Source organism: Dyella silvatica (assembly GCF_026283955.1).
Taxonomy (GTDB): Bacteria; Pseudomonadota; Gammaproteobacteria; order Xanthomonadales; family Rhodanobacteraceae; genus Dyella_C; species Dyella_C silvatica.
On the sequence record NZ_JAPDPE010000011.1, the window covers coordinates 1 to 21,880 of the forward strand.

The 21,880-nt window shown below is 61.4% G+C and carries 20 protein-coding genes; 7 read left to right on the top strand and 13 right to left on the bottom strand.

What is annotated here, in order from left to right; translation table 11 throughout:
• The 9 genes from OUZ52_RS03960 to OUZ52_RS04000 form a co-directional block, all read right to left on the bottom strand.
• On the bottom strand, positions 1-659 hold a 659-nt coding region (locus tag OUZ52_RS03960; protein WP_266157018.1), incomplete at its 3' end, for an alginate export family protein.
• Positions 660-664: 5 nt separating this feature from the next.
• Entirely contained in the window at positions 665-1,576 is a 912-nt protein-coding gene (locus OUZ52_RS03965) for a glyoxalase (RefSeq protein ID WP_266157019.1), read from the bottom strand.
• Between the two features lie 51 nt (positions 1,577-1,627).
• Complete coding sequence (locus OUZ52_RS03970) at positions 1,628-2,032, bottom strand: DoxX family protein (RefSeq protein WP_266157020.1); 405 nt, start codon at positions 2,030-2,032, stop codon at positions 1,628-1,630.
• Between the two features lie 2 nt (positions 2,033-2,034).
• Positions 2,035-3,906: an amidohydrolase gene (locus OUZ52_RS03975; RefSeq protein ID WP_266157070.1), complete on the bottom strand. Its 1,872-nt coding sequence runs from the start codon at positions 3,904-3,906 to the stop codon at positions 2,035-2,037.
• 14 nt (positions 3,907-3,920) lie between these two features.
• Complete coding sequence (locus OUZ52_RS03980) at positions 3,921-4,199, bottom strand: XapX domain-containing protein (RefSeq protein WP_266157021.1); 279 nt, start codon at positions 4,197-4,199, stop codon at positions 3,921-3,923.
• Between the two features lie 62 nt (positions 4,200-4,261).
• Positions 4,262-4,915 carry a hydrolase gene (locus OUZ52_RS03985; RefSeq protein ID WP_266157022.1) on the bottom strand — a complete coding sequence of 218 codons (654 nt, stop codon included), beginning with the start codon at positions 4,913-4,915 and terminating at the stop codon, positions 4,262-4,264.
• A gap of 305 nt (positions 4,916-5,220) precedes the next feature.
• Positions 5,221-5,853, bottom strand: a complete 633-nt coding sequence (locus OUZ52_RS03990; protein WP_266157023.1) for a response regulator transcription factor — start codon at positions 5,851-5,853, stop codon at positions 5,221-5,223.
• 261 nt (positions 5,854-6,114) lie between these two features.
• A complete protein-coding gene (locus OUZ52_RS03995; RefSeq protein ID WP_266157024.1) occupies positions 6,115-6,891 on the bottom strand; it encodes an alpha/beta hydrolase in 777 nt (258 codons plus the stop codon).
• A gap of 177 nt (positions 6,892-7,068) precedes the next feature.
• Positions 7,069-7,422, bottom strand: a complete 354-nt coding sequence (locus tag OUZ52_RS04000; RefSeq protein WP_266157025.1) for a hypothetical protein — start codon at positions 7,420-7,422, stop codon at positions 7,069-7,071.
• A gap of 131 nt (positions 7,423-7,553) precedes the next feature.
• Here OUZ52_RS04000 and OUZ52_RS04005 point away from each other — a divergent pair, with 131 nt between their 5' ends.
• Together OUZ52_RS04005 and OUZ52_RS04010 are read left to right on the top strand one after the other, a co-directional pair.
• Positions 7,554-10,514 (top strand): sensor histidine kinase, encoded by a 2,961-nt coding sequence (locus tag OUZ52_RS04005; RefSeq protein ID WP_266157026.1) that lies wholly within the window; start codon positions 7,554-7,556, stop codon positions 10,512-10,514.
• Positions 10,499-11,131 (top strand): response regulator, encoded by a 633-nt coding sequence (locus OUZ52_RS04010; RefSeq protein ID WP_425493777.1) that lies wholly within the window; start codon positions 10,499-10,501, stop codon positions 11,129-11,131. The genes OUZ52_RS04005 and OUZ52_RS04010 overlap by 16 nt, the downstream gene beginning before the upstream one ends.
• A gap of 70 nt (positions 11,132-11,201) precedes the next feature.
• On the opposite strand, the gene OUZ52_RS04015 is transcribed toward OUZ52_RS04010, so the two are convergent.
• The gene (locus OUZ52_RS04015) at positions 11,202-12,122 is read right to left on the bottom strand and encodes a LysR substrate-binding domain-containing protein (protein WP_266157028.1); all 921 of its coding nucleotides are present in this window, start codon (positions 12,120-12,122) and stop codon (positions 11,202-11,204) included.
• A 161-nt stretch (positions 12,123-12,283) separates the two neighbouring features.
• On the opposite strand from OUZ52_RS04015, the gene OUZ52_RS04020 reads away from it, so the two are divergent.
• A complete protein-coding gene (locus OUZ52_RS04020) occupies positions 12,284-13,030 on the top strand; it encodes an isochorismatase family protein (RefSeq protein WP_266157029.1) in 747 nt (248 codons plus the stop codon).
• A gap of 130 nt (positions 13,031-13,160) precedes the next feature.
• On the opposite strand, the gene OUZ52_RS04025 is transcribed toward OUZ52_RS04020, so the two are convergent.
• Positions 13,161-13,919 (bottom strand): SDR family oxidoreductase, encoded by a 759-nt coding sequence (locus OUZ52_RS04025; protein ID WP_266157030.1) that lies wholly within the window; start codon positions 13,917-13,919, stop codon positions 13,161-13,163.
• Positions 13,920-13,940: 21 nt separating this feature from the next.
• On the bottom strand, positions 13,941-14,342 hold the full coding sequence (locus OUZ52_RS04030) for a nuclear transport factor 2 family protein (RefSeq protein ID WP_266157031.1): 402 nt from the start codon (positions 14,340-14,342) through the stop codon (positions 13,941-13,943).
• 225 nt (positions 14,343-14,567) lie between these two features.
• Between OUZ52_RS04030 and OUZ52_RS04035 the strand changes: the two genes are divergently transcribed.
• The 4 genes from OUZ52_RS04035 to OUZ52_RS04050 all read left to right on the top strand — a co-directional run bounded on the left by OUZ52_RS04035 (position 14,568) and on the right by OUZ52_RS04050 (position 20,297).
• The gene (locus tag OUZ52_RS04035; protein ID WP_266157032.1) at positions 14,568-15,161 is read left to right on the top strand and encodes a TetR/AcrR family transcriptional regulator; all 594 of its coding nucleotides are present in this window, start codon (positions 14,568-14,570) and stop codon (positions 15,159-15,161) included.
• 148 nt (positions 15,162-15,309) lie between these two features.
• The gene (locus OUZ52_RS04040; RefSeq protein WP_266157034.1) at positions 15,310-17,148 is read left to right on the top strand and encodes a DUF4157 domain-containing protein; all 1,839 of its coding nucleotides are present in this window, start codon (positions 15,310-15,312) and stop codon (positions 17,146-17,148) included.
• Between the two features lie 563 nt (positions 17,149-17,711).
• On the top strand, positions 17,712-18,887 hold the full coding sequence (locus OUZ52_RS04045; protein WP_266157035.1) for a glycosyltransferase: 1,176 nt from the start codon (positions 17,712-17,714) through the stop codon (positions 18,885-18,887).
• Between the two features lie 159 nt (positions 18,888-19,046).
• On the top strand, positions 19,047-20,297 hold the full coding sequence (locus OUZ52_RS04050) for a condensation domain-containing protein (RefSeq protein WP_266157071.1): 1,251 nt from the start codon (positions 19,047-19,049) through the stop codon (positions 20,295-20,297).
• A gap of 189 nt (positions 20,298-20,486) precedes the next feature.
• Here OUZ52_RS04050 and OUZ52_RS04055 read toward each other — a convergent pair whose 3' ends face one another.
• A complete protein-coding gene (locus tag OUZ52_RS04055; protein WP_266157036.1) occupies positions 20,487-21,692 on the bottom strand; it encodes an SGNH/GDSL hydrolase family protein in 1,206 nt (401 codons plus the stop codon).
• Positions 21,693-21,880 lie beyond the last annotated feature (188 nt).

Here is a 21,880-nt window from a genome sequence, read left to right on the forward strand (position 1 = left end):
TCGTCGAACGCATGCGTGTCCGCGTACTGCACCGGCTGGCTGATGAAGCCGATGAAGCGCCAGCGGCCGGTTTCCCAGTCTGCCCACGCGGCGTCGAAGGCCTGGCGTACATTCGGGCCGTCTCGCAGCGACACGAAACGTTGCAGGTCGAAGGCGAATTCCTGGCGGCCGATGCGTGCTTTGAAGGTGCTCGCATCAAAGCCGTGGGTATAAGTGAGAAAGGCCAGTCGCAGATCGAGTGGATTCTTGTCGACCGGTGTGGCGGTGCGCTTATGCGCGTCGCGGGCGTCTTCCAGCTGAGTAAACAGCTGCCAGTGCTCGTTGAAGTGGATATCCGCGTGGACTTGCAGGCGCTGGATCAGGTAACTGTCGCTGCGGCCGCCGCCCACGCCAAAACCGGCGGCGTCATTGAATTCCACCCGCTCGCGTAGATTCACGCCTAGCGAGAGATAGCTCGCCGGGTTATCGGCGGAAAGCGCGATGTATTTAAGCGAGTCGCCGGGCTCGGTGCGCCGCGCCGGGTCGGCCAGCGGCGACCAGTTTTCCTGCCAGCGATTGAACAATGGCACCGGTCTCGCCGGTGCCTCACCCACGTTCTGCGCGGTTGCCGCATGCGCGAACAGGGTGGCGGCGACACCGGCGAAAGCGATCCATCGCATCGCGCTTACTTGCCTGCCGCCGCGTAGATCTGTGCGACGTAGTTGCCCGGAAACGCCACCATCGCAAGCTGGCGCCCACCCGCGGTGTAGGGCTCCACCAGCACCTTGGCGCCACTGGCCTTGGCCTTGGCCAAGGTGTCGCTCAAGTTCGCGACTTCGTAACCGGTAAGCTCACGACCATAGGGGTAGGGCAGATGACCATCGCTGACCTGCACCGACATCTTGCCAAAAGTCGACTCGATGCGAACCCGGCGATACGTATCGTTCGGACGTCCGATCTCGATGCCGGGCGCGTGCGCATCGTCGGAAACCACCTTGCCATGCGAGAACGCAAGAAAGCTGTGGATGAATGCATTCGCGCGATCCTTGGACACATAGACGCGGTTCTCCGGCACCGTCTGGAACGCCGCGTAGTTCGGCGCGCTGGTGTGCCAATAGAGCTGCATGTTGACGCCGCCGGGCCACTGGATCACGGCATCGCGGCCGATCGGATCGGGAAAGGTCTCGACGATGACATCGGCGCCAGCGGTACGCGCGGCGCGGATCGCCGCATCCATGTCCTTCACCAGATAACCGGTGCGCTCTGCGCCGAACGGGTGGGGAATGGGCGTCTTGAAGCCGAACAGCGAGACCGTGCCCACCGGCGTCTGCAGCAGTTGCGAAGTCGTGCTGCTGGGCGTGGGTGTGACGGTCGCCACGACCTGCTTGGTGCTTTGCCCGCCGAAGGTGGCGAGGAAGCTCTGCACAAACGCGTCGACCTCGCTGGGATCGACATACACATGGGTGGTGTCGTATTGCGCGCCCACGGCGACTTCAGCCGTGGCCTGCGCGGTACGTGCTTGCAGCGGGGTGACGATGCCGAGCGAAGCCGCGCCGAGCCCGAGGACGGCTGCGAGGGCGAGAGACTTGATACGCATGGGAAGCTCCAGATCAGGGTGACAACAGAAGATCAGTAAATAAAAGTGCCGTCATGTCGACGCGGCACGACGTTCGCGCAAGTCGTGCCATGCCACCAGCAGAAATCCGCCAACCAGGCCGAGATGCTCAAAGAACGTATTGGCCGTCGCTAGCCGTTGCGGCGACGGTAGCTCCCAGAAGCGGGCGGCCATGAAGGTCGCTATCAGCGTGAAGACGGCAAGCACCAAGGCGCCCAGCCAGCGATAGATGCCGCTGAGGATCAACAGCGAAGCGCCGAGCTCAAGCGCGATGGTCATCACGGCGAACAGCGCCGGCGGGGCGAGGCCGAAGTGCTGCATTTCGCCGATGGCACCGCCGAAATCCAGCGCCTTGTCGATGCTGCCTTGTAGATACGCGGCACACAGCAGCAGCAAGGCTATCCAGCGTATGACCGGTGCCGCGAACAGACTGCGCATGGTCATATCGCCCAGCAGGCGCAGCCCAGCGCGCCCCAGAAGGATTTGAGATCGGCGATCGGCAGCTTGCTCGACCACGCCGTGGCGTGATCGTGGCCATGGATACCACAGGCATGGGCGCAAGCGCATGACTGTATGGCCATCTGCCGCACTGCCGCGGCGCCAGTTTTGTCCTCACCCCACGCGGCATAACCGCCAAAGCGGCGTACCGGCGACCAGTCCGGCATGGCTGGCGGAATCGGCGCCTCGTCCAGGTCAGTGAATACACCTGCGGCGTAGACGATCTTGCCGCCGACCATGGTCAGCTCCGAGGTGGTATCGGCGATCTCGCTTTCGGCGCAGGCGAAGAAGTCGCGATCCGGCACCACCAGGTCGGCGAACTGGCCGACCTTGATCTGGCCTTTCTTGCCCACTTCGTTGGAGAACCAGGTGACGTTCTCGGTCCACATGCGCAGCGCGGTCTCGCGATCCAGGCAGTTACGCTGCGGATACAGACGCAAGCCGCCGACGGTGCGGCCGGTGATCAGCCAGGCCAGCGATACCCACGGGTTATACGACGCCACCCGGGTCGCGTCGGTACCGGCCGATACCCGCACGCCTTTCTCCAGGATTTTCGCGACCGGCGGCGTGGCTTCTGCCGCACCCATGCCATAGCGTTCGACGAAGTACTCGCCCTGATAGGCCATGCGGTGCTGCACGGCGATACCGCCGCCGAGCGCCGCGATGCGGTCGATCGACTGCTCCGAGATGGTCTCGGCATGGTCGAAAAACCAGTTCAACCCTTCCAATGGGATGTCTTGGTTCACGCGTTCGAACACATCCAGGGCACGGCTGATGGTTTCGTCATAAGTGGCATGCATGCGCCATGGCCAGCGGTTCTCGGCCAGGATGCGCACCACGCCTTCGAGATCGTCCTCCATCTCCGCTGGCATGTCAGGCCGGGGCTGACGGAAGTCCTCGAAATCCGCCGCCGAGAACACCAGCATCTCGCCAGCGCCGTTGTGGCGGAAGTAATCATCGCCCTGTTTGTACTTGGAGGTGCGCGTCCAATTCAGGAAGTCGTCTTTCTCCGCCTTTGGCTTTTGCGTGAACAGGTTGTAGGCGAGACGGATGGTCAGCTGACCCTCGTCGGCCAGCTGCTGAATCACCGCGTAGTCATCCGGGTAATTCTGCGAACCACCGCCGGCATCGATGGCTCCGGTCACGCCGAGCCGATTAAGCTCGCGCATGAAATGGCGGGTGGAGTTGAGCTGGTAATCGAAAGGCAGCTTGGGGCCGCGTCCGAGCGTGGCATAAAGAATCGAGGCATTGGGCTTGGCCAACAGCAAACCGCTCGGGTTGCCGTCGCTATCGCGGACGATCTGGCCGCCCGGTGGTTCGGGGGTGTCGCGGGTATAGCCGACCGCACGCAGCGCCGCCGCATTGAGCAGGGCGCGATCGTAAAGATGCAACAGAAACACCGGTGTGTCGGGTGCCACGGCATTGAGCTCGTCAATGGTCGGCAAGCGCTTCTCGGCGAACTGGTGTTCGGTGAAGCCGCCGACGACGCGTACCCACTGCGGCGGTGGCGTGATGGCTACCTGTTGCTTGAGCATGGCCATCGCGTCGGACAGCGAACGCACGCCATCCCAGCGTAATTCCAGGTTGTAGTTCAGGCCGCCACGAATGATGTGCAGGTGGTTGTCGATCAGGCCGGGCAGCACCCGGCGACCTTTGAGATCGACGACACGCGTGTCGGCGCCGGCCAGCGCCATGATGTCGGTATCGTTGCCCACGGCGATGAAGCGGCCGCCAGCAATGGCCACCGCCGAGGCATGAGGCTGGCCGCGATCGAGCGTGGCGAATTGGCCACGATGCAGTATCAGCTCAGGGATGGTCTGCGTAGCGTTCACGACTTAGCCTCCGTATCAGTGGCTGGATGGGCGGCGTCCTGGCCCTGGGAAAGATGGTCGAGCGCGTGCGGCTTGACCTGATCGCCAAGCGCGGTGGTTTCCACCGCATCCCGGTTCAACAGGTGCCTGACCAGGGGCGGAAGCTGTTCGCCGACGAGAATCCCCAGCAAACCGATCAGGGCGATCAGCGGTGGCGCCGGCGAGCGCACCTTCAAGAAGCTGTAGACGATGCCTACCAGCAACCCCGCAGCAAGAGAAAGAACATAGGGCTTCATCGACATCTCCACAGCACAGTATGTAAAGCGGCGGCCGCTAGGGACGCCGCTTATGATCCCACTCAACCTTCGTGCGCGCCGAACATGGCCTTGGCATAGCTGATACCCAGGCCGTAGGAGCCGCCGAACTGCTTGGCGATGCCGGTGGTGCTGTCATAGGACTCGGTGCGTGCCCAGTCGCGCTGTAGCTCCAACAGATACTGCAGCGCCGTCATCGGGCGGGCACCAGCCTGGATCATGCGCTCGACGCCCCGGTTGTGCGCCTCGGCCGACACATCGCCGCAGGCATCGGTGATCACGTAGATCTCAAAGCCCTGGTCGATCGCTGACAACGCCGGACCGACGATGCAGACGGAGGTCCACAAGCCGGCCAGCACCAGGCGGGTCTTGCCGATTTCGTTCACTCGCTTGATGACGGCCGCGTCCTCCCAGGTATTCATCGAGGTGCGGTCGAGCAATGCCTGGCCCGGAAACGGATGGGTGACTTCGTCGAACATCGGACCGGAAAAGCTCTTTTCCGCCACGGTGGTGAGAATGGTCGGTACCTTGAAGCTGGCCGCGGCATTTGCCACCAGGCCGGCATTGTTGCGCAAGGTGATGGCGTCGATGGACTGCGTTGCGAACGACATCTGCGACTGGAAGTCGATCATGATCAGGGCATGATCCGTCGGCGTAAGCAGCAACTTGCCGGGTGTGGGCGTGGCAGTGATGGACATATCGATCTCCTTGGTGAAAGCAGTGAGAGCGGTTCCCGCCAAAGACACCCGGCGAGGTCGCTCACGAAAAATTCGGCCTCTCGCGTCGGTGCCTCAAAGAGCCGTTTGCAGGGCGAGCGGAGGCGTTTACTTTCCCCGAGGCAAGAGTCTGTGCAAAGCCCGGAACGGGCAAGTCGCAGCTACCCGATCGGGGGTTGCTTCGCTGCGATAGCCGGGTGGATCGCGCCAAGGCCTGTGCGGGCAAGATCCGCGCGGCAGAGGGGTGGCCGCCGGTCGAGCTGGTATCGGGCGCGGATGCCTGGGGTTTACGAGTCGAGAAATCCGCGCCGGATCGCGATCGTCACCGCATGCGTGCGGTCCGATGCGCCCAGTTTCGCCATGATGCTTTTTAGACGAGCCTTCACCGTGTCCTCGGAAATGCACAGCATTTCGGCGATGCGCTTATTGCCATGCCCGGTGGCGACCAGGCGCAGCGCACTCAGCTCCTTGGTGGTAAGCATGTCCGCCACGGCATGCGAGGCGACCTCGCTGGCCAGTTCGCCGACGATGGTGCGGCGTCCAATCGCCGCGCCGCGGATGGCCTGCAGGATATCGTCGCGGGTGGATGTCTTGAGCAGGTAGGCCGTGGCTCCCAGGGCCAGCGCCTGCTTGACCCGGGCATCGCCAGGGTAGGTGGTGATGATGACCAGTCGGGCGCCGGGGTATTCGGCACGGATCGCGGCCAGCGCCTGCAACCCGTCCATATGCGGCATCTGCAGATCCAGCAGCGTTACGTCGGGCTGCAGCTCGCGAAAACGCATCACGCCTTGCGCGCCATCGGCGGCCTCGCCGACCACGGTCATGTCAGCGGCACTGTCGATCGCGGCACGCAAACCATCCCGCATGACCGGATGGTCGTCGGCGATAAGTACCCTGAGCTTGCCAGTTTGGTTTTCCACGCCAGCTACTATCCAATGTGGCGGCGAATGGTTCAATGCCCATTCGGGTGATTGCGTCCTTCAGCCTGCCGCGATGTGGTCGAGGGTTTGACGCCTGTGCGAGTGCGGCCGGGACGACCTCGACACGCTAGCGGACTGTCAGCAGCACGGCTGAATCTGGAGTTTGAGAGTGGTTGCCCTCTGGGGGCGTGTTTAAGGGCTCGCGACGCACGGGCGAAAAGAAAAGCCCCTCGGCGAGGGGCCTTTCTTGCAAGCGGGCGTTTAGCTCGACTGGGTCGCTACTTTCTTCGCTGCTTCTTCGATTAGCGTGGCGACTGCCTTCGGATTCGACACATAGATGGCGTGGCTACCCTTGGTGTTCATGACGGTGGCGTTGGCGCGCTTGGCCATGGCTCGCTGCGCCTCCACCGGAATCATGTGATCGCCGTCAACCACCAGATAAAAGCTCGGCTTGGATTTCCAGGCCGGGGTGGAGATCGCTCCGCCAAGTGCAGCGACATTCCACGGCACCTGCGAGTCGGCCATGAATTGGGCTGCCTTCGGCGGCAGGTCACCGGCAAACGCGGCGGCGAATTTGGCATGGTCCAGCATCAGCCAGCCGTCCTTCGGCGGCAGGATCGGCGGCACCGGCGCGCCGGGTACCGGGTGCGAGATCAGCGTCTGCACCGATTCGCCGGCGTCGGGAGCGAACGCGGTGATGTAGACCAGCGCCTTCACGTTCGGTGCGTTGCCGGATTCGGTAATCACCGCGCCGCCGTACGAATGGCCGACAAGAACGACCGCGCCGCTTTGTTTCTCGAGTACCCGCTTGGTGAAGGCGACATCATCAGTGAGCGAGGATGTCGGGTTCTGCACGATGGTTACCTCATAGCCGTCGTGCTTCAGAATGTTGTACACCCCCTGCCAACCTGAGCCATCGACAAACCCGCCGTGGACCAACACGACCGATGGCTTGGCGTCGGCGGCCTGAGCCGGCCCGACACTCGACAGCGCTGCGCCGGCAGCGACGATAGCCGCGATGTATTTACTGAAGTTCATAGGAGAAGCTCCTGCAGCGCGACAATGAAGGTGTGAACAACGGCGCTGTTGCGCTATCCACACATGGACCATGAGAGGTGGCTTGGTTTCGTTGCAGGGCATCCATGTCCCTGTGCATCGCTCGGGCATCGCCATGGCGACCTCGTGAACCATGCCGCAGCCGGTGTGCCATTCACGTCAGGGCCGGGGAAGTTCGATCGTGCGACGACCGAAAAGACGGGCATCCAGCGAGTACGCGCCCGGCCCCAGAAAGATCAGTGCGATGGCGTGAAGCGCTTCGCCGACCGCGCTGATCGAAAGCGCGCCGCGATCGATCCCCAGCAGCGCTATGTGGCAAAGCAACAACAGGCTCGCGGCCGAAGTGAGAGCCCCCAGGGCAAGGGTCAAGATGAGCGTGACGGTTATCGCCAATAGCCATGCCGATGGTTTGGGGCCGACATCCGTCAGCCATTGAAGGATCACGGCCACACGCAATAGCATCAGGCCGCAACCCGGAAGACCCTGGGGGAACATCGAGTAGAGGCGTTGCATGGGTGGGAACAGCATATCCCCCAGTCGGGGGATATGCTGGCGAGCAGGAGATGGTTGATTAGCCACATTTCTTCAAGCCGCAGGGGGCGGGCTCAATGGCGCATCGAAGGGGGTATGCAGTGGCGGCTGCCTTGAGCTGGCTTGCCGGCGTGGCCGCGGTATTTTTGTGTGCTTTCGGGCTGCACGCACAACAAATCGACCGCATGCCGCGTCGCGCGAATAGCCCGCTCGATCGCCAGCTGACCGAGCTGCGTCATGTCAACGTCACTGGCAGCGACGCGACCCATGGCGGCATGACCGCTATTGCGCAGTCTTCCGATGGTTTTCTGTGGCTGGGGAGTTCGGTCGGTCTGCTGCGTTTCGATGGCGTCCGTTTCGACGATAGCTACGCCAATCGCCTGCCCAAATTAAGCATCAACAGTATTTTCATCGACAGCAATGACGATGTCTGGGTCGGCTACTTCGGTGGTGGGCTTAGCCGGATCCGCGGCAACGACATCGTCAATTATCTGGGCGGTGTGGAGGTGCCCCAGGGCACCTTGTTCACCGTGCTAAGAGGGCCGGATGGCTTGATCTGGGCAGCTACGACGAAAGGTATCGTGCGTCTGATCGGCAATCGATGGACAGCGGTCGGCACCGAGCTCGGCTATGCGGGCGCGCGCCCGCATTCGATGCAGATGATCGATGGGGTGCTATGGATCGTGGACGATACGCAGGCCTGGTGCCTCAAGCCTGGTGCGGCGAGGTTTGCCATGATCGACGCGGGCCAGCACATCGATACGCAGTGGCGCGGCACAGGAACACCCGCGCGACGCTATGACCAGGAGCAGGATGGCCCCGCCCTGGTCGACTCGTCAGGCGCGCTGTGGATTGGACAGCCCAAGGGGGTTGAGCGGGATCGCTGGATAGTCGATCAAGATGGCCATTCGCAGCGCATCGTCGAGATGTTCTCCAGCACCGAAGGGCTGTCGAGTAATGGTGTCGAGGATATTTTCGAGGATCGCGAAGGGAGTGTCTGGGTACTTACCAGGCAAGGACTGGATCAATTCCGCGCCACCAGCCTGAGGCCCTTGCCGTTGCCGGGCAATGTACAGATCCCCTTTGTTGTCCCTGGGGCGAACAGGCAGATCTGGATTCCCAGCGTCTGGCAGTCACCGTTCTTGGTCAGCGGCAGCGAAGGCAAAGGTTACTCGCAGATTCCCAGCGCGATCAGTGCTGCCGTGCGCGACAAGCACGGCGTGGTATGGATGGCCGGCCTGTACGGCGTCTTCAGCTATGAAGGTGACAAGGTCAGCAAGATCGCCTGGCCGCCGGCATTGAAAAGCGCGAGCGCACAAACGCAGTCGATTGCCATGGACGATAGTGGCGTGCTGTGGATCAGCGTGGCACTGAAAGGGCTGTATCAATTCAAGGACGGCTCCTGGAGCGAGATCGACACCAGCGAGTACGGGCAGGGCGGACCCGTGCGCTTGCTCAACGACGGTGTCGGACGCTTCTGGCTGGCCTACCCGCATGATGTACTGGCTGTCATCGCCCAGGGAAAGACGACCAAGTACGGGCCTGGCGATGGCCTGGCGACCGGCGGGTTACTGGCGATCGAGGTCGCCGGATCGCAGGTATGGGCCGGCGGCCAGCAAGGCTTGTTCCTGCTCCGCGGGAATCGCTTTGTCCAGGTAAAAGGGCAGCACGGCCAGATCTTTCGCGAGATCAGCGGTATCGTCGAGATGGACAACGGCGACCTTTGGCTTAATGGCCTGGACGGGGCTTATCGCATTGAAGCGGCAGAACTCGTTCGCGCGCAGGGTGAGCCGTCCTACGAAGTGTCCTTTCGCTTCTTTGGGCCCGATGACGGCCGCGTGGGCATGGCCGACCGCGCGCGACCCTTGCCAACCTTGGTCAAGAGCGATGACGGCCGTCTTTGGTTCAGCACATCGACGGCGGTCTCATGGATCGACCCACAACAGATCATGCGCAACACGCTGGCACCGACCATCGCCATAGAAAGTATTTCGGATGGCGATACGCGCTACCCGGCCTCTGGCGATATCCGTCTGCGGCCACTCACCCGGGGGGTGAATATTGAGTACACGGCGGCCTCATTGGCGAACCCGAAGCGTGTTCATTTCCGTTATCGGCTCGACGGTGTCGACAATGACTGGCAGGACGCCGGTGGGCTTCGCAGCGCCCGTTATACGAACCTCGGTCCTGGCAGCTACCGATTTCATGTTCAGGCGACGAACGAGGATGGTGTCACCAGCAGTGGCGACAGCGCTTTCACGTTTGCCATCCGCGCTGCCTGGTATCAGACAACCCTTTTCAAGGTGTTTGGTCTGTTGTCCGTCCTGGCGTGGATGCTGGCCATCCATCGGTATCGTATGCGGCAGCAGCGCGCGCGGATCCGGATGAGCATCGATGCGCGCGGTGAAGAACGCGACCGGATCGCGCGCGATCTGCACGACACGCTTCTGCAAAGCGTGCAAGGACTGGTGATGCATTTTCAATCGGTAGCCGATCGAATGCATAACGATCCGCAGGCACGCACCGCTTTGGAAGGCGCGCTGGGTCGCGCGGACAAAGTGGTGGCTGAGGCGCGAGGGCGAGTGCTTGATCTGCGAACCAAGGCCAGCGGAGCACTGCACGAAGTGCTGGAGAAAACCGGGGTGGAGTTGACTGCGGGTCAAGCCATGCACTTCAAGGCGCTGATTGAAGGTCGGCCCCGCGAACTGGCCAGCCAGGTCTATTGGGAGGTGTTGTCGATCGCCAAGGAGGCGATGTTCAACGCCTTCCAGCATTCCGGCGGAACGCTGATGGAGGTTGAGGTCGCTTATCTAAGCAGCGCGCTGCGGGTTCGGCTGCGCGACAATGGCGTGGGCATCCTGGAAGATGTGCTTAAGCAAGGCCGCCCCAATCACTGGGGTATCGGCGGCATGCGGGAGCGAGCCGACAAGATCTCGGCCAAATTCCACATCTGGTCGCGCCAAGGCGATGGCTGCGAGATCGAGGTTGTGGTGCCGGCGGGCACGGCGTATCTGATCCAGGTCGGCACCTATCAACGATTACTGGAACGCATGCTTCCATGGGCCAAGGGATGACAAGCATACGCATACTGATGGTCGACGATCATCCGCTATTGCGCGAGGGTGTCGCGGCGGTCATCGCCGCCCAGGACGATATGTCCATGGTGGCGGAGGCCTCAAGCGGCGCCGAGGCGGTCGAGAAGTTTCGCCAGTATCGCCCTGACATCACGCTGATGGATCTGCAGATGCCCGGCATGAGCGGTGAGCAAGCCATCGGCGTCATTGCAAGCGAGTTTCCTTCGGCGCGCATCATTGTGCTGACAAGCTACAGCGGCGATGCCCAGGTCATCAGGGCGATGAAGGTGGGTGCGTCGGCTTACTTGCTAAAGAATATGCTGCGGACTGAACTGCTCAATACCATTCGCCAGTTGCACGAGGGTAAGCGTTACTTTCCCGCCGAAGTCGCCGGCATCATCGCCGCGCACATGATGGATGACGCGCTTACTTGCCGGGAGCTCGAAGTGCTGAGGCTGGTGGCGCAAGGCTTGTCGAACAAAGAGCTTGCTCATCGCATACATGTCAGCGAGGAGACCGCAAAGTCGCATGTAAGCAATATTCTCTCCAAGCTGGGCGTGCGCGATCGCACGCAGGCCGTGGTCATCGCGGCTCGTCGCGGCATTATCGATATATGACATAGCCATCCAAACGAGTGGTTGTAAAGGGGCGCGGCGCCTTTATCGGGCGCACGGCGGTCCGTGTTGGTCAAGGCCAGAGGGCGACCGCCTTGGGAAACTCCGCCACCAGGTGATCGACAAACGCACGGACCGCCGGCAGCAGGCCGTGGCGGTCGGGAATCAAGGCGGTGATGGTGGAGTCACCGGCCTGCCAATCCGGAAGTATGCGGGTCATTTCACCTGAGCGGATTTCGTCGCAACAGGTGTATCCAGGCAGCGCAACAATGCCAAGGCCATCCAGTGCGGCCTGTTTCAGCGAAATAATGTCGTCGCTGAGCAGGCGAGGGGAGAGTGCAAGCGTCAGCTGTTCCCGCGCGCCACCTACGGGGCGGCTCAGATGCCATGCGGGCGCGACACCGCTACGCATCATGAACAGCGATGCATGTTGGGCCAGGTCCTGCGGTGTCGCCGGCGCGCCGGCGCGATGGAGGTAATCGGTTCCGGCAAACAGATACCAGGGTGCCGGTGCAAGCGTGCGTTGAATCAGGCTGGAATCCGGCAACGGCTCCGAATGAGCACGAACGGCCACGTCGAAATTCTCGCCTACCAGGTCAACGCTTCGGTTGGTGGCGTGCTGAACGATATTAACCTTCGGATGCTTTGCGATGAAATCGCTGACCATCTTGCGCAGGGCGAACTGTGCAGTGATGACGGCGGCGCTGAAGCGAACCGTGCCCGACGGCTCGGTCAGCCGTTGGCGAATGACACTTTCGGCCTGCTCGGCACGCTGCAGCATGCCGACGGCATGTTGGTAGAACTCCTTGCCGGCCTCGGTCATGCCGAAGCGGCGGGATGTCCGATTAAGCAGGCGAACCCCCAGGTCGTTCTCGAGTCGCTGTATGCGACCGCTCAGGGTTGACTTGGGTATGCGCAGCGTCCGCTCGGCCGAGGTGAATCCGCCCCGGTCGACGACCTGGACGAAATAGTAGAAGTCGTTCAAGTCCAGCATGATCCACCTCATCGTTCGGTTTTTCGGATGATACTTCCGAATTTTCCCGACTTCTCAGACGATGAGGCAGCTCTTAACTTAAGCGACGTCGAGAGGCGCTCTGGCGCTGTCCGTTCGCGAGGCCACCGTGGCCCCCGGGACTTATCTCGATGGAGCTCACCATGGATCGACGTTCGTTTCTTCAGCAGGCCGGTCTCGGCGCGGCCGCGGCCGCTGTCGCCACCGCGCCATCCATCGCCGCCGCTGCCTACCCATCACCTCGTCAGACCAAAACGGGAACCGCCATGTCTCATTCATTCGTGCCCTACACCCCTCTCACGCAGGACAACGCGGCCCTGGTCCTGGTCGACCACCAGGTTGGCCTGATGACCGGCGTGCGCGACTTCTCCACCGGCGAACTCAAGCACAACGTTGTCGCGCTCGCCAAAGCGGCGCACATTCTGAAATTGCCCATCGTCGTCACCACCACCGCGCGCGATAGCATGTGGGGCCCCACCTTCCCGGAACTGGTCGAGGCATTGCCCGGCATCCAGATCATCGATCGCGCCTCGGTCAACGCCTGGGATGACCATCGCGTCGCCGCGGCCATCGAAGCGACCGGCCGCAAAAAGCTGATCTTTGCCGGCATCTCGCTCGAGGTCTGTGCAGCGTTTCCCGCTATGACCGCCATCGGCAAGGGCTACGAGTCGTATGTGGCAGTGGACGCCTCTGGCACCTTCAGCGAAACCAAGCGCCAGGCAGGTCTGTTGCGCATGCAGCAGGCGGGGGTGATCCTTTCCGATTACGGCACGCTGATGGTCGAGATACTCAAGGACAACATGCATCCGGATGCGGGTGCAGTGTATGGAGCTATCGATATGCCGTGGGCCGTGCTCGTAGGCCAGATCGCCAAGGCATACGGCAAGTAAGCCTAGTCTTTCGCTGCCGTGTCGACGGCGAACGGGTTTGCTTGCCGGGCCGGGTTCACTCCCCTTGAAGGGACAAGTGAGCCCGGCTCATCGACTGCCTTGCGCGGCGCGATTCATGGCGTAGCGCAACTTAGGCGGCGCCAAAAATCGCCAGCGCCTGGTCGTTAAAGCCATTGACCAGGGGATGCTCATTCGGACCCACATTGGAGCGGAACTGCCTGGCGGCATCGACTACGATTTCGTCCGCATCCGTGCCAAGCATCGCCATCGCTTCGGCAATAAACTGATCCAGCGGCATGGCTTGCTCAGCTTCCTGGCTGTTCATCAGTTCGGTGCGTACCCACGGCGGCGCGATCTCAATAACACGCACTCCGGTATTGCGCAGCATGAAGCGCTGCGACAGCACGTAAGAATGAATGGCGGCCTTGGTCGACGAGTAGATGCCGGTCACGGCCAGCGGTACAAAAGCAAGTACCGAGCTCGTATACGCCACGACCGCGTTGTCCTTGCTCTTCAGATGCTCGATCAGCGCCGAGGTCATGCGGATCGGCCCAAGCAGGTTGGTTGAGATGGTCGAGGTCAACAGCGCGTCGTCGATCTTTCCGGCAACAGCGTCCATTTGCATGATGCCGGCATTGTTGATGAGCACATTGAGCGCGGGGTAATCGGCGATCAACTTTTGCGCTACCTGGGCGACGCTGGCTGGATCGGTGATGTCGAGTTCAACCGCTTCCATACCCGGGTTGGCGGCGATCACCGCGTTGAGATGACTACGCCGCCGGCCGGCAATGATGACTTTGTTGCCCAGCTTGTGCAGCGCCTCGGCGAGTCCGCGGCCAATGCCCGAGCCACCGCCGGTGATAAAGATCGTGTTGCCAGTGCGATTCATGAGAGTTCTCCTTGGATGGGATCAAGCGGGAAAGCGATGGCCGAACATGGGCCGCCCGCTCTTGGATTCGAGTTCGGTTGCTTCGTCTTGCAACACGTCCCAGTGCTCGGCGAGCTTGCCGTCTTCAATGCGGACCACATCAGCGGCAATCCATGCCGCCGGCCGGCCCAGGCCGGAGAAGCGTCCGTGCACGATGACGTAGTCGCCCTCGGCCAGGATCAGGCCGTGCTCGTAACGCAAGCTGGCTGGAGTGCTGCGAATCAGCTCGAACAAACCTTCGCGGCCTGGTTCGATGTGTGCGCTGTGCTGGATGTACTTGTCGGACCAGAACTGCGCGGCGGCGTGGTAGTCGCGCTTGTTGAACAGGGTGTCGAAAGCCTCGATGACAAGCGCCTTGTTCTGTTCGGGGGACGTCGTTGACATGGTCGAATCCTCTGTGATGGCTGATCGCTCAAGTGACGGTTTGCTTGAACGCATGTGTCGGTCTGGCCCTTTGCACGGGCCGCTAGCTGCTTAACGCCAGGATGGAGTCACAATGGTGATCGCCATCGACGTGGCGTAGAATGATCCCGACTTAAGCGCTTGTCAATGGTGATCACCATTGTCATTGGGGCGAGCGCCATCAGAGCGCGAAAAAGGAGTGGAGCTATGGGTGTTTCCAAGCAGCAAGCCATTGAAAATAAAGGTGCCATCGTTGCCGCGGCCGAAAAGCTTTTCCGCGAGCGCGGGGTGGCCGCGGTGGGGTTGGCCGAGTTGACCAAGGCCGCGGGTTTCACCCAGGGCGGTTTCTACAATCACTTCAAGTCGAAGGACGCCTTGGTGGCCGCCGTCATGGAGAAGGCGATGGAGGACGGCGCGGCCAGGCTCATCGCCGGCCTGCAGGCGTCGACGGCGGCCGATTGCACCATCAAGCAGTACATCGAGTGGTACTTGTCCGCAGACCATCGGACGGATATCGAGGCGGGTTGCCCATTAAGCGTTTTTGCCGGCGATGTTCGGCGACTTGGCGAGGAAGCGCGGCAATCCTATGCGCATGGACTGCTGTGGAATCTGGACCAGCTGGCGAGTGTGATCGACGGCGAAAATGCGCAGGAAAAGCAAGCCAAGGCAATCACGCTTTTTAGTCAGATGGTTGGATCGCTGCTGCTTTCGCGTGCTGTCGTCGAAGCCGATCCGGCCCTCGCCGATGAGATCCTGCGGAATGGGCGTCAGCAGTTGCTGCAGGCCATCAGGCCTGAATAAGGCAGGTGCTGATGAGTGGCTTTAGAGATCCGTCGTCTCGCGACCCTGACCGTACAGTAGGCTTAAATCCCCCGAGCACGGATTCTTCAAGGCGGCTGCAGGAGGCGTAGACTCGGCGCCGGGGTAACCAGGGTCGACGGCGGAGGTCATGGTGCGAACACTCAAGTGGGCCTCGCCTGGGGATACCAGTCTTTGTCGCCAAAGCACGCCGACGCCTGCGGCTGCTGCGTCGGTTCGCGCGTCGGTCGGTGCGCAGGTCGCCGAGCATGGCGGGGTGCCGTTGCCGGCCGCGACGCGGGCGTTGTTCGAGCCTCGCTTCGGCTTCGATTTCAGTAAGGTGCGCGTGCACGCTGACGCAGAGGCCGAGGCTGCGGCGAACCTGGTCGGCGCGCAGGCCTACACCGTCGGGCAGCACATCCGTTTCGCCAGCGGTGCCTACTCGCCTGCCTCGTCGTCCGGTCAACACCTGCTTGCACACGAGCTTGCTCACGTCGTCCAGCACCAACACGCGGGGGCGCCGTCGCAGCTCATCAGTGCAGTGGATGATCCGGCAGAGATCGAGGCGGACCTGCAAGCGCGCCGGATCACCAGCGAGGGGATGGCGGCAGGCCGATTCACTCCGCGTGCGCGCCCGTCGGCACTGATTGCGCGGCAGCCCGCCGCAGCGGCGGCCAAGCGGTTCGCGCCCGATCAACGGGTGATCGCCACCACCGCGTTCGCCCTGATGGATCAGCTGGGCGGCGAGAAGAATCAGAAAAAGGTCAAGCAGATCGCCAAGGGTGACCTGCTGAAGATCGTCGGCGAGCCCCCGAACGGCGGTGGCCTGGCTTTCACCGTCACCGTCATGAAGAACGACACCGAGGAGGAACTCGACAGCAAAGGACAGCGGCAGGTTGGCGTGGCCAGCGTGAGCTGGCTTGCGCCGGCGCCCGCGCCGAAACCCGCGCCAGCGCCCGCGCCATCAAAAGATGCCGCTGCGCCGATGGACCTGCCCAAGGCGGCGACCGAAATGGAGTTCGATCTCGGAACCGACGACCAGACCGGCGCGACGACGCTCACTTACACCCCAGTCGTTCAACGTACGAACTACGTCGACAACAGCACCCGCATCCTGGGCTTCTCGGCGCTGCAGGTGGCGTTCGGCGGCTACACGATTTTCATCGACGGATTCGATAAGCCGATCCTTATCCCGACCGATTACGTGGATCGAGCCGCCACCACCGCGACGCCCATCAGCGACCATGTCTATCCCGATCGTGAGGCGGCGCTTGCCGCCGTCGCCGCGGCGGGCGGCGGCGACCGCGTCGCTTACTATCAGGCCGTCCAAGGGCTGATCGTGCCAACGGCCTTCTCCAAGGCGACGACGCCGCAAATCCTCTCGATGATCAACAAGAACTGGAAGATCTTCACCGACGAGGTGAACACGGTATTGACGCTGTACGCGGTCTCGCTCCTCGGAACCATCCTCGGCAACGTGACCATACAGCTCACCGCCGGCGACCGCTCCACGCTGCAGGCCAGGCAGATCAAGCAGCAGGGCAATACCGAAGTCGACGCGACCAACAAACCGCCCGCGCAGCACACGGATACCACCAGCGAAGGCGCTACCGCGAAACCGGCTGGCACTACCGGCGAAGGCGCTACGGCGAAACCGGCTGGCACCACCAGCGAGGGCGCTAGCGCGAAACCTGCCGATGCCAGCAACGAGGCTGCTGCTGCAAAACCGACGGCGAAGCCAGCCGACGCCGACGTCGTGGCGCCGAAGCCGGCCACCCACCCGGCGTTGAAGGTGCAGCCGCCGGTGATGGAGAACGGTTTTCAGAAATGGCATGAGCGTCAACACCGGCAATCAAGGCCAGCACAAGACGCCGATTACCGGACAGCAGATACACGATGCGCTGCTGGACGCAAGCGGCGGAGCCAAGCTTCCGTTTCAGGCGGAGTGGCGGCCCGCTCTGCCCAACAACCTCGAGACTTTCAACGGTGAGCTGCTGGCTGGCAAGAGCGAGGCCGATGCCGCTGGCGCGACCTGGACAGGGCAGCGCTGCAGCGAGCGTGGGCTTACTAAGAGCAGCGTCATCGGTGGCGAGAAGAACGCGCCCGGCACGACGGTTAGCGTGCGCGACTCCAAGGGCAAGCCGTTGCCCTCGCAGGTCGACGCCAAGGGTGTGACCTATAAGACCGCGGACGTACTCTTTGAGCCGGGTACCAAGTAGCGGTTAGGGCATGTCGACTTCCCCGATGGCCAGTCATCACGGCTCGAAGATGTCTGCAAGGGGCCGAGTAGTCGATGGTCGCCTCGCGCTGAGGCCATTCACGAGATCTGCACGCCGGCCTTCTTAAGGTAATCGAGCGTAGACCCACACATCCTTTAGATCAGCAGCTGGTTGCCACTCGACAAGCTGTTGATCTTGCTGTGTGCAGGTCTTTGTCGCCGTGTGCCATGCCTGAGCAGATACCTCATCCATCTGACCTGAAGAGACTGAAAGCTATGCAGTGCATCCGTCGCGGTGCCAGGGTTTCCGTCAAGTGGATTACACGGAATGTGCCGTGAAAGCCATCATATTTGCCGCGGGCTCCGATGGTGATATTCATCCACATCTGGGTATTGGCTGTGAGTTGCTGGCACGTGGGCACCAGGTTGTTTTCATCACCACCTCCGAGTACATCGATGCGGCAAAAGCCTGTGGCTTTGAGGCATTGAGTTTTCTCGGCAGTGAAGAGAAACAGGATTTCGTCCAAGCCACCGAAAAACTGGGTCTTGTAGCAAAGATAAAGAACTACTGTCGGATCGCGACGACTAAGATCTACCAATGCTGTGAGCTCGCGCACAGCCGGATCGATGAGCAAACTATTCTGATTGCTCCGCCCATCTTATTTATCGTCGCCAGGTTGCTGCATGAAAAATATGGCACCCCCTATATATCGACCCTGCTAGCGCCAGCCAATCTTTATTCACTTAAAGATCCGCCGTCTTTCAAGTCGTTGCGCTGGTGCAACAGACTTCATTACTCCGTGCGCAAGCCACTGTTCCATGCCGTGGAGCGTACGGCGATAGATCCCTTTTTTCGTATGCTGCTGAAGGAATCGGCCAGGCAACTTGATTTGCCGCTGCCTCGTCGTGTTATCAGCCAGTGGTGGCATTCACCGCAGAAAATTCTGGGCTTGTTTTACGAGTGGTACTGTCCGCCGCCCGCCGATTGGCCAGGCCAGATAAGCCTGACTGGTTTTCCGTTGTTCAGCACCAATGCATCAGACACGCAGCTTCCCTCGCGGCTTGAGCAATTTCTTCAGGCCGGACCGCCGCCGATTGTCTTCACCCCAGGCACGGAGGTTCTTGCTTGCAGAAGCTTCTTTGAAACCGCGCTTAGCGCGTTGCAGGCGCTGGGTCATCGCGGTGTGTTCCTGACGCGAGCTGTTGATCAGCTTCCTGCGCTGCCTGAAACCGTTATCCATGAAAACTACCTGCCGCTCAGCCTGCTATTGCCGAGGGCAAGCGTGATCGTGCATCACGGCGGGATTGGAACCACGGCGCAGGCGCTGCACGCAGGCGTGCCACAACTGATCATTCCTGGCTTTAGCGACCAATGGGACAATGCGCGGCGCGTTCAAGATCTCGGCTGCGGTGTTGCACTGGAAGACGCCGGGGACGTCAATAAGCTGACGGAAAAGCTAAGCCTGTTGCTGCGCGCCGACATGGATGCCGCATGTCGTGTAGTGCATTGAATCCAAGCATGGCCATGGGCTAGCGCGGATCGTTATCGAGCGGGAGCCATCCGGCGACCGCCGTCAACCTGGGTTCGGGGGCAGGGGAGGCGTATGAAGCGACCGCTCGCGTTGTTTGAGCGCAGGTTGTATCAGGACGGGAAGCTTCCCGTGAACGTCATGATCATGGCTTGCATTCAAGGCCATCTCAGCGAGGAACGGATACGCCATGCGCTGGCACGGGTGCAGGCCAAACATCCGATATTGCGCTCGCTGGTTGTCGATGAAGACGATAGGCCATGGTTTGCTTTGCAGGCATCGCCACCGCCGATTCCCTTGAGGATCATGGATCGCTCCGACGAGAGTTCGTGGGTGAATATATCCACCGACGAATTACTGGATCGGTTTGATGGCCCTCGCCAGCCTCTCGCTAGATTGCTTTGGCTGCGTGGGGATGCCGACAGCGAGCTCGTGCTGGTTTGCCATCATGTGATTTGCGACGGGCGCTCACTGGTGACCTTGCTACGCGAGATCTTGTTGCTGTGCGACCAACCCGACCATGACATTGGCAGTTACAGCGTGCTGACCAGCCTGGAGGATGTCGTTCCCGCGGAGATACTGACTGATCGCAGGCTGCAGCGAAGCATGCGTCATAAAGTGGCATTGCTGAAGGGGCTGCTATGGCTTGCACGTCCCTTGCTTCGCCGGCCCGGTGCAACACCCGCTTACGGGGTTTACGGCAAGGTCTATCGAAATTTTTGGATACTCGATGCCGATGCATCCAGGCTGTTGTTAGCGCGCTGCAAAAAGGAAGGTGTCAGCGCCTTCGCAGCGATCAGCGTCGCATTCATGTTGGCCTTTCGCATGATCCGCGGCGTAAAAGACGACAAGCAATTCGTTGGCTCGGTGGATCTGCGCCGGCATCTACCTGGCCTCAAGGCTGACAGTCTGTTCGCCACCGCCGGAACGGTTGCATTGTCGTTAGGCAAAACGAAGCTGCCCGAGGATGGTCTTGCCGAAGCCGGCTTCTGGACCTTGGCGCGAGCGCTCAAAGCCGACATGACGCAGAAGATTCAACGGATGGGACCATCAGCATGCACGCGCCTGCTTGGGCTGGAGCATCTTCACGACGTTTACGATCGCATCGTCGCTTATGGCTTATCCAAGCAGGCCGGGCGTCTTGTCACGTTGAGTTATCTAGGCCGGATGGATATTGCCGAAAACTACCGCCACTTCCATCTGCGTGCGGTCTGCGGGATATCCGGCATGCTGGAGCCCACGCCGGCCAATCTCCTGGTGATCTCCAGCTTTGCCGGGCGATTCGACTTCTCGCTAGCATCAGACGAGCAGTCACTGCCGTATGCCCAGGCCGTGCAGATCAAGGAAAAGGCGATGGCCATGTTGAGTGTTTATGCCGCCGCCACCGAATGAAGCCGATGCGTAGCTGCAAAACGCCATGCTGAATCATCGGTTGGTTTTCTGGCGCCGCGCTTCATCGCTTGAAACGAAAGTTTATCGTCGGCAGTTCTGGCCAGGCATGGCTTAATCTGAGGCGAGCAGGGCGGTCGCCTGCGAAACAGGCGCCGCCCTCCATCATCGGTCGCTGGTTGCTTTCGAGTATCAGTCTTCGAGCACGCCAAGATCGATGGAGTTCGCCATCGCCTGGTATCCGGTGTCGTTGGGATGCAAATGATCGCCACTGTCGTAACTTGGCAATAGGGCGGTGGGATTGGACGGGTCGCGCACGATCTGGTCGAAATCAAGTACGCCGTCGGCACCGTTGGCCGAGCGCACGAAGGCGTTGACGGCCTCGCGCTTCATTTCCCCCGCGGCGTCGTAATACGAGGCGCCGTTGTAAGGGGTTATGGTCGCCAGGTAAATCTTGATGCCGCTGGCTTGCGCCTGGGCGATGGTCGCCTGCATGGCCGCGATGATCTGATCGGCTGAGACGTTTTGCTGCGGAACGAGCTCGCCGATGCCGATGTCGTTGATGCCCAGCAGGATCAAGACATGGGTCGCGCCCGAAACGCCGGCAACGTCGTGGGCGAATCGCGTTACACCGGCAGGGCCGACGCCGTCGTAGATCCAGCGGTTGCCGGCAATAGCGGCATTGACCACGCTGGCGCGGCCCAGGTCGTCAGCGGCGGCCTGTACGCGATTGTCGAGGTCGTTGGGCCAGCGGCGGTTGGCGCCGCTGGTCGAGCCATAGCCATCGGTGATCGAGTCACCGAACGCCACGACGACCTTGTACGGATGTGCCTCCAGGCCGGTGACGCCGTCAGAGGCATCGGCTGTCGATGCATCGACCTCGCTGAGCCAGAAGTACATGGTCGTTGCCGTAGCATTGCCCATCACCGTGGCGCCCGCCTGGTTGCCCGGTGAGAGGTAATTGGTTTGCATACCTATCGTGTGGGTGGTGACCACAGGCGTGTTGAGCGGCACGTACAGGCTGATCGCCAGATCCGTGTGCGTGGGTACCCGCAGGTAGACCGGGTCGCTCCATCGTTCTTCGCCGGGCGCGAGCGTTACGGCGCCGCTGCCGCCAAATCGGAGCGTGCGATCAGTGGCTGGATCGATGTTGCCGTTGCCCGTGCTGCGGGCAAGCCGGGCTTCGGCGAAGGTAACCGGGGTGGTGCCGAAGAAATTGGACAGCTTGACGCGAATCAGGCTGCCGCCATGCGATGTATGGACAATCTGGCGGATTGACTGGTTCGAGATGGCGAGAGGCGGAACGGTGACGCCAGGGAAAAGAATGTTGTAGTTCTGCGGCGCCGCATACCAGGTGGCGAACCATGGCGGTTGAACACAGGCTGCTGACAAGAGCATAACCAGCGCCATGCCGGCAATGACTCTTCCGAGTAAATAAAAGATGCGAGTGCCTCTCTGGGATACGCGATGACTCATAACCATTTCTCCTCTTCGGTGGCTTGCACGTGTGCTGCTGAGGGTGGTTCGGCTTAGTGGCGCGGGCAGAAAATCACAGGCCGCCCGGGCGGGCGGACACGCAAAGACGT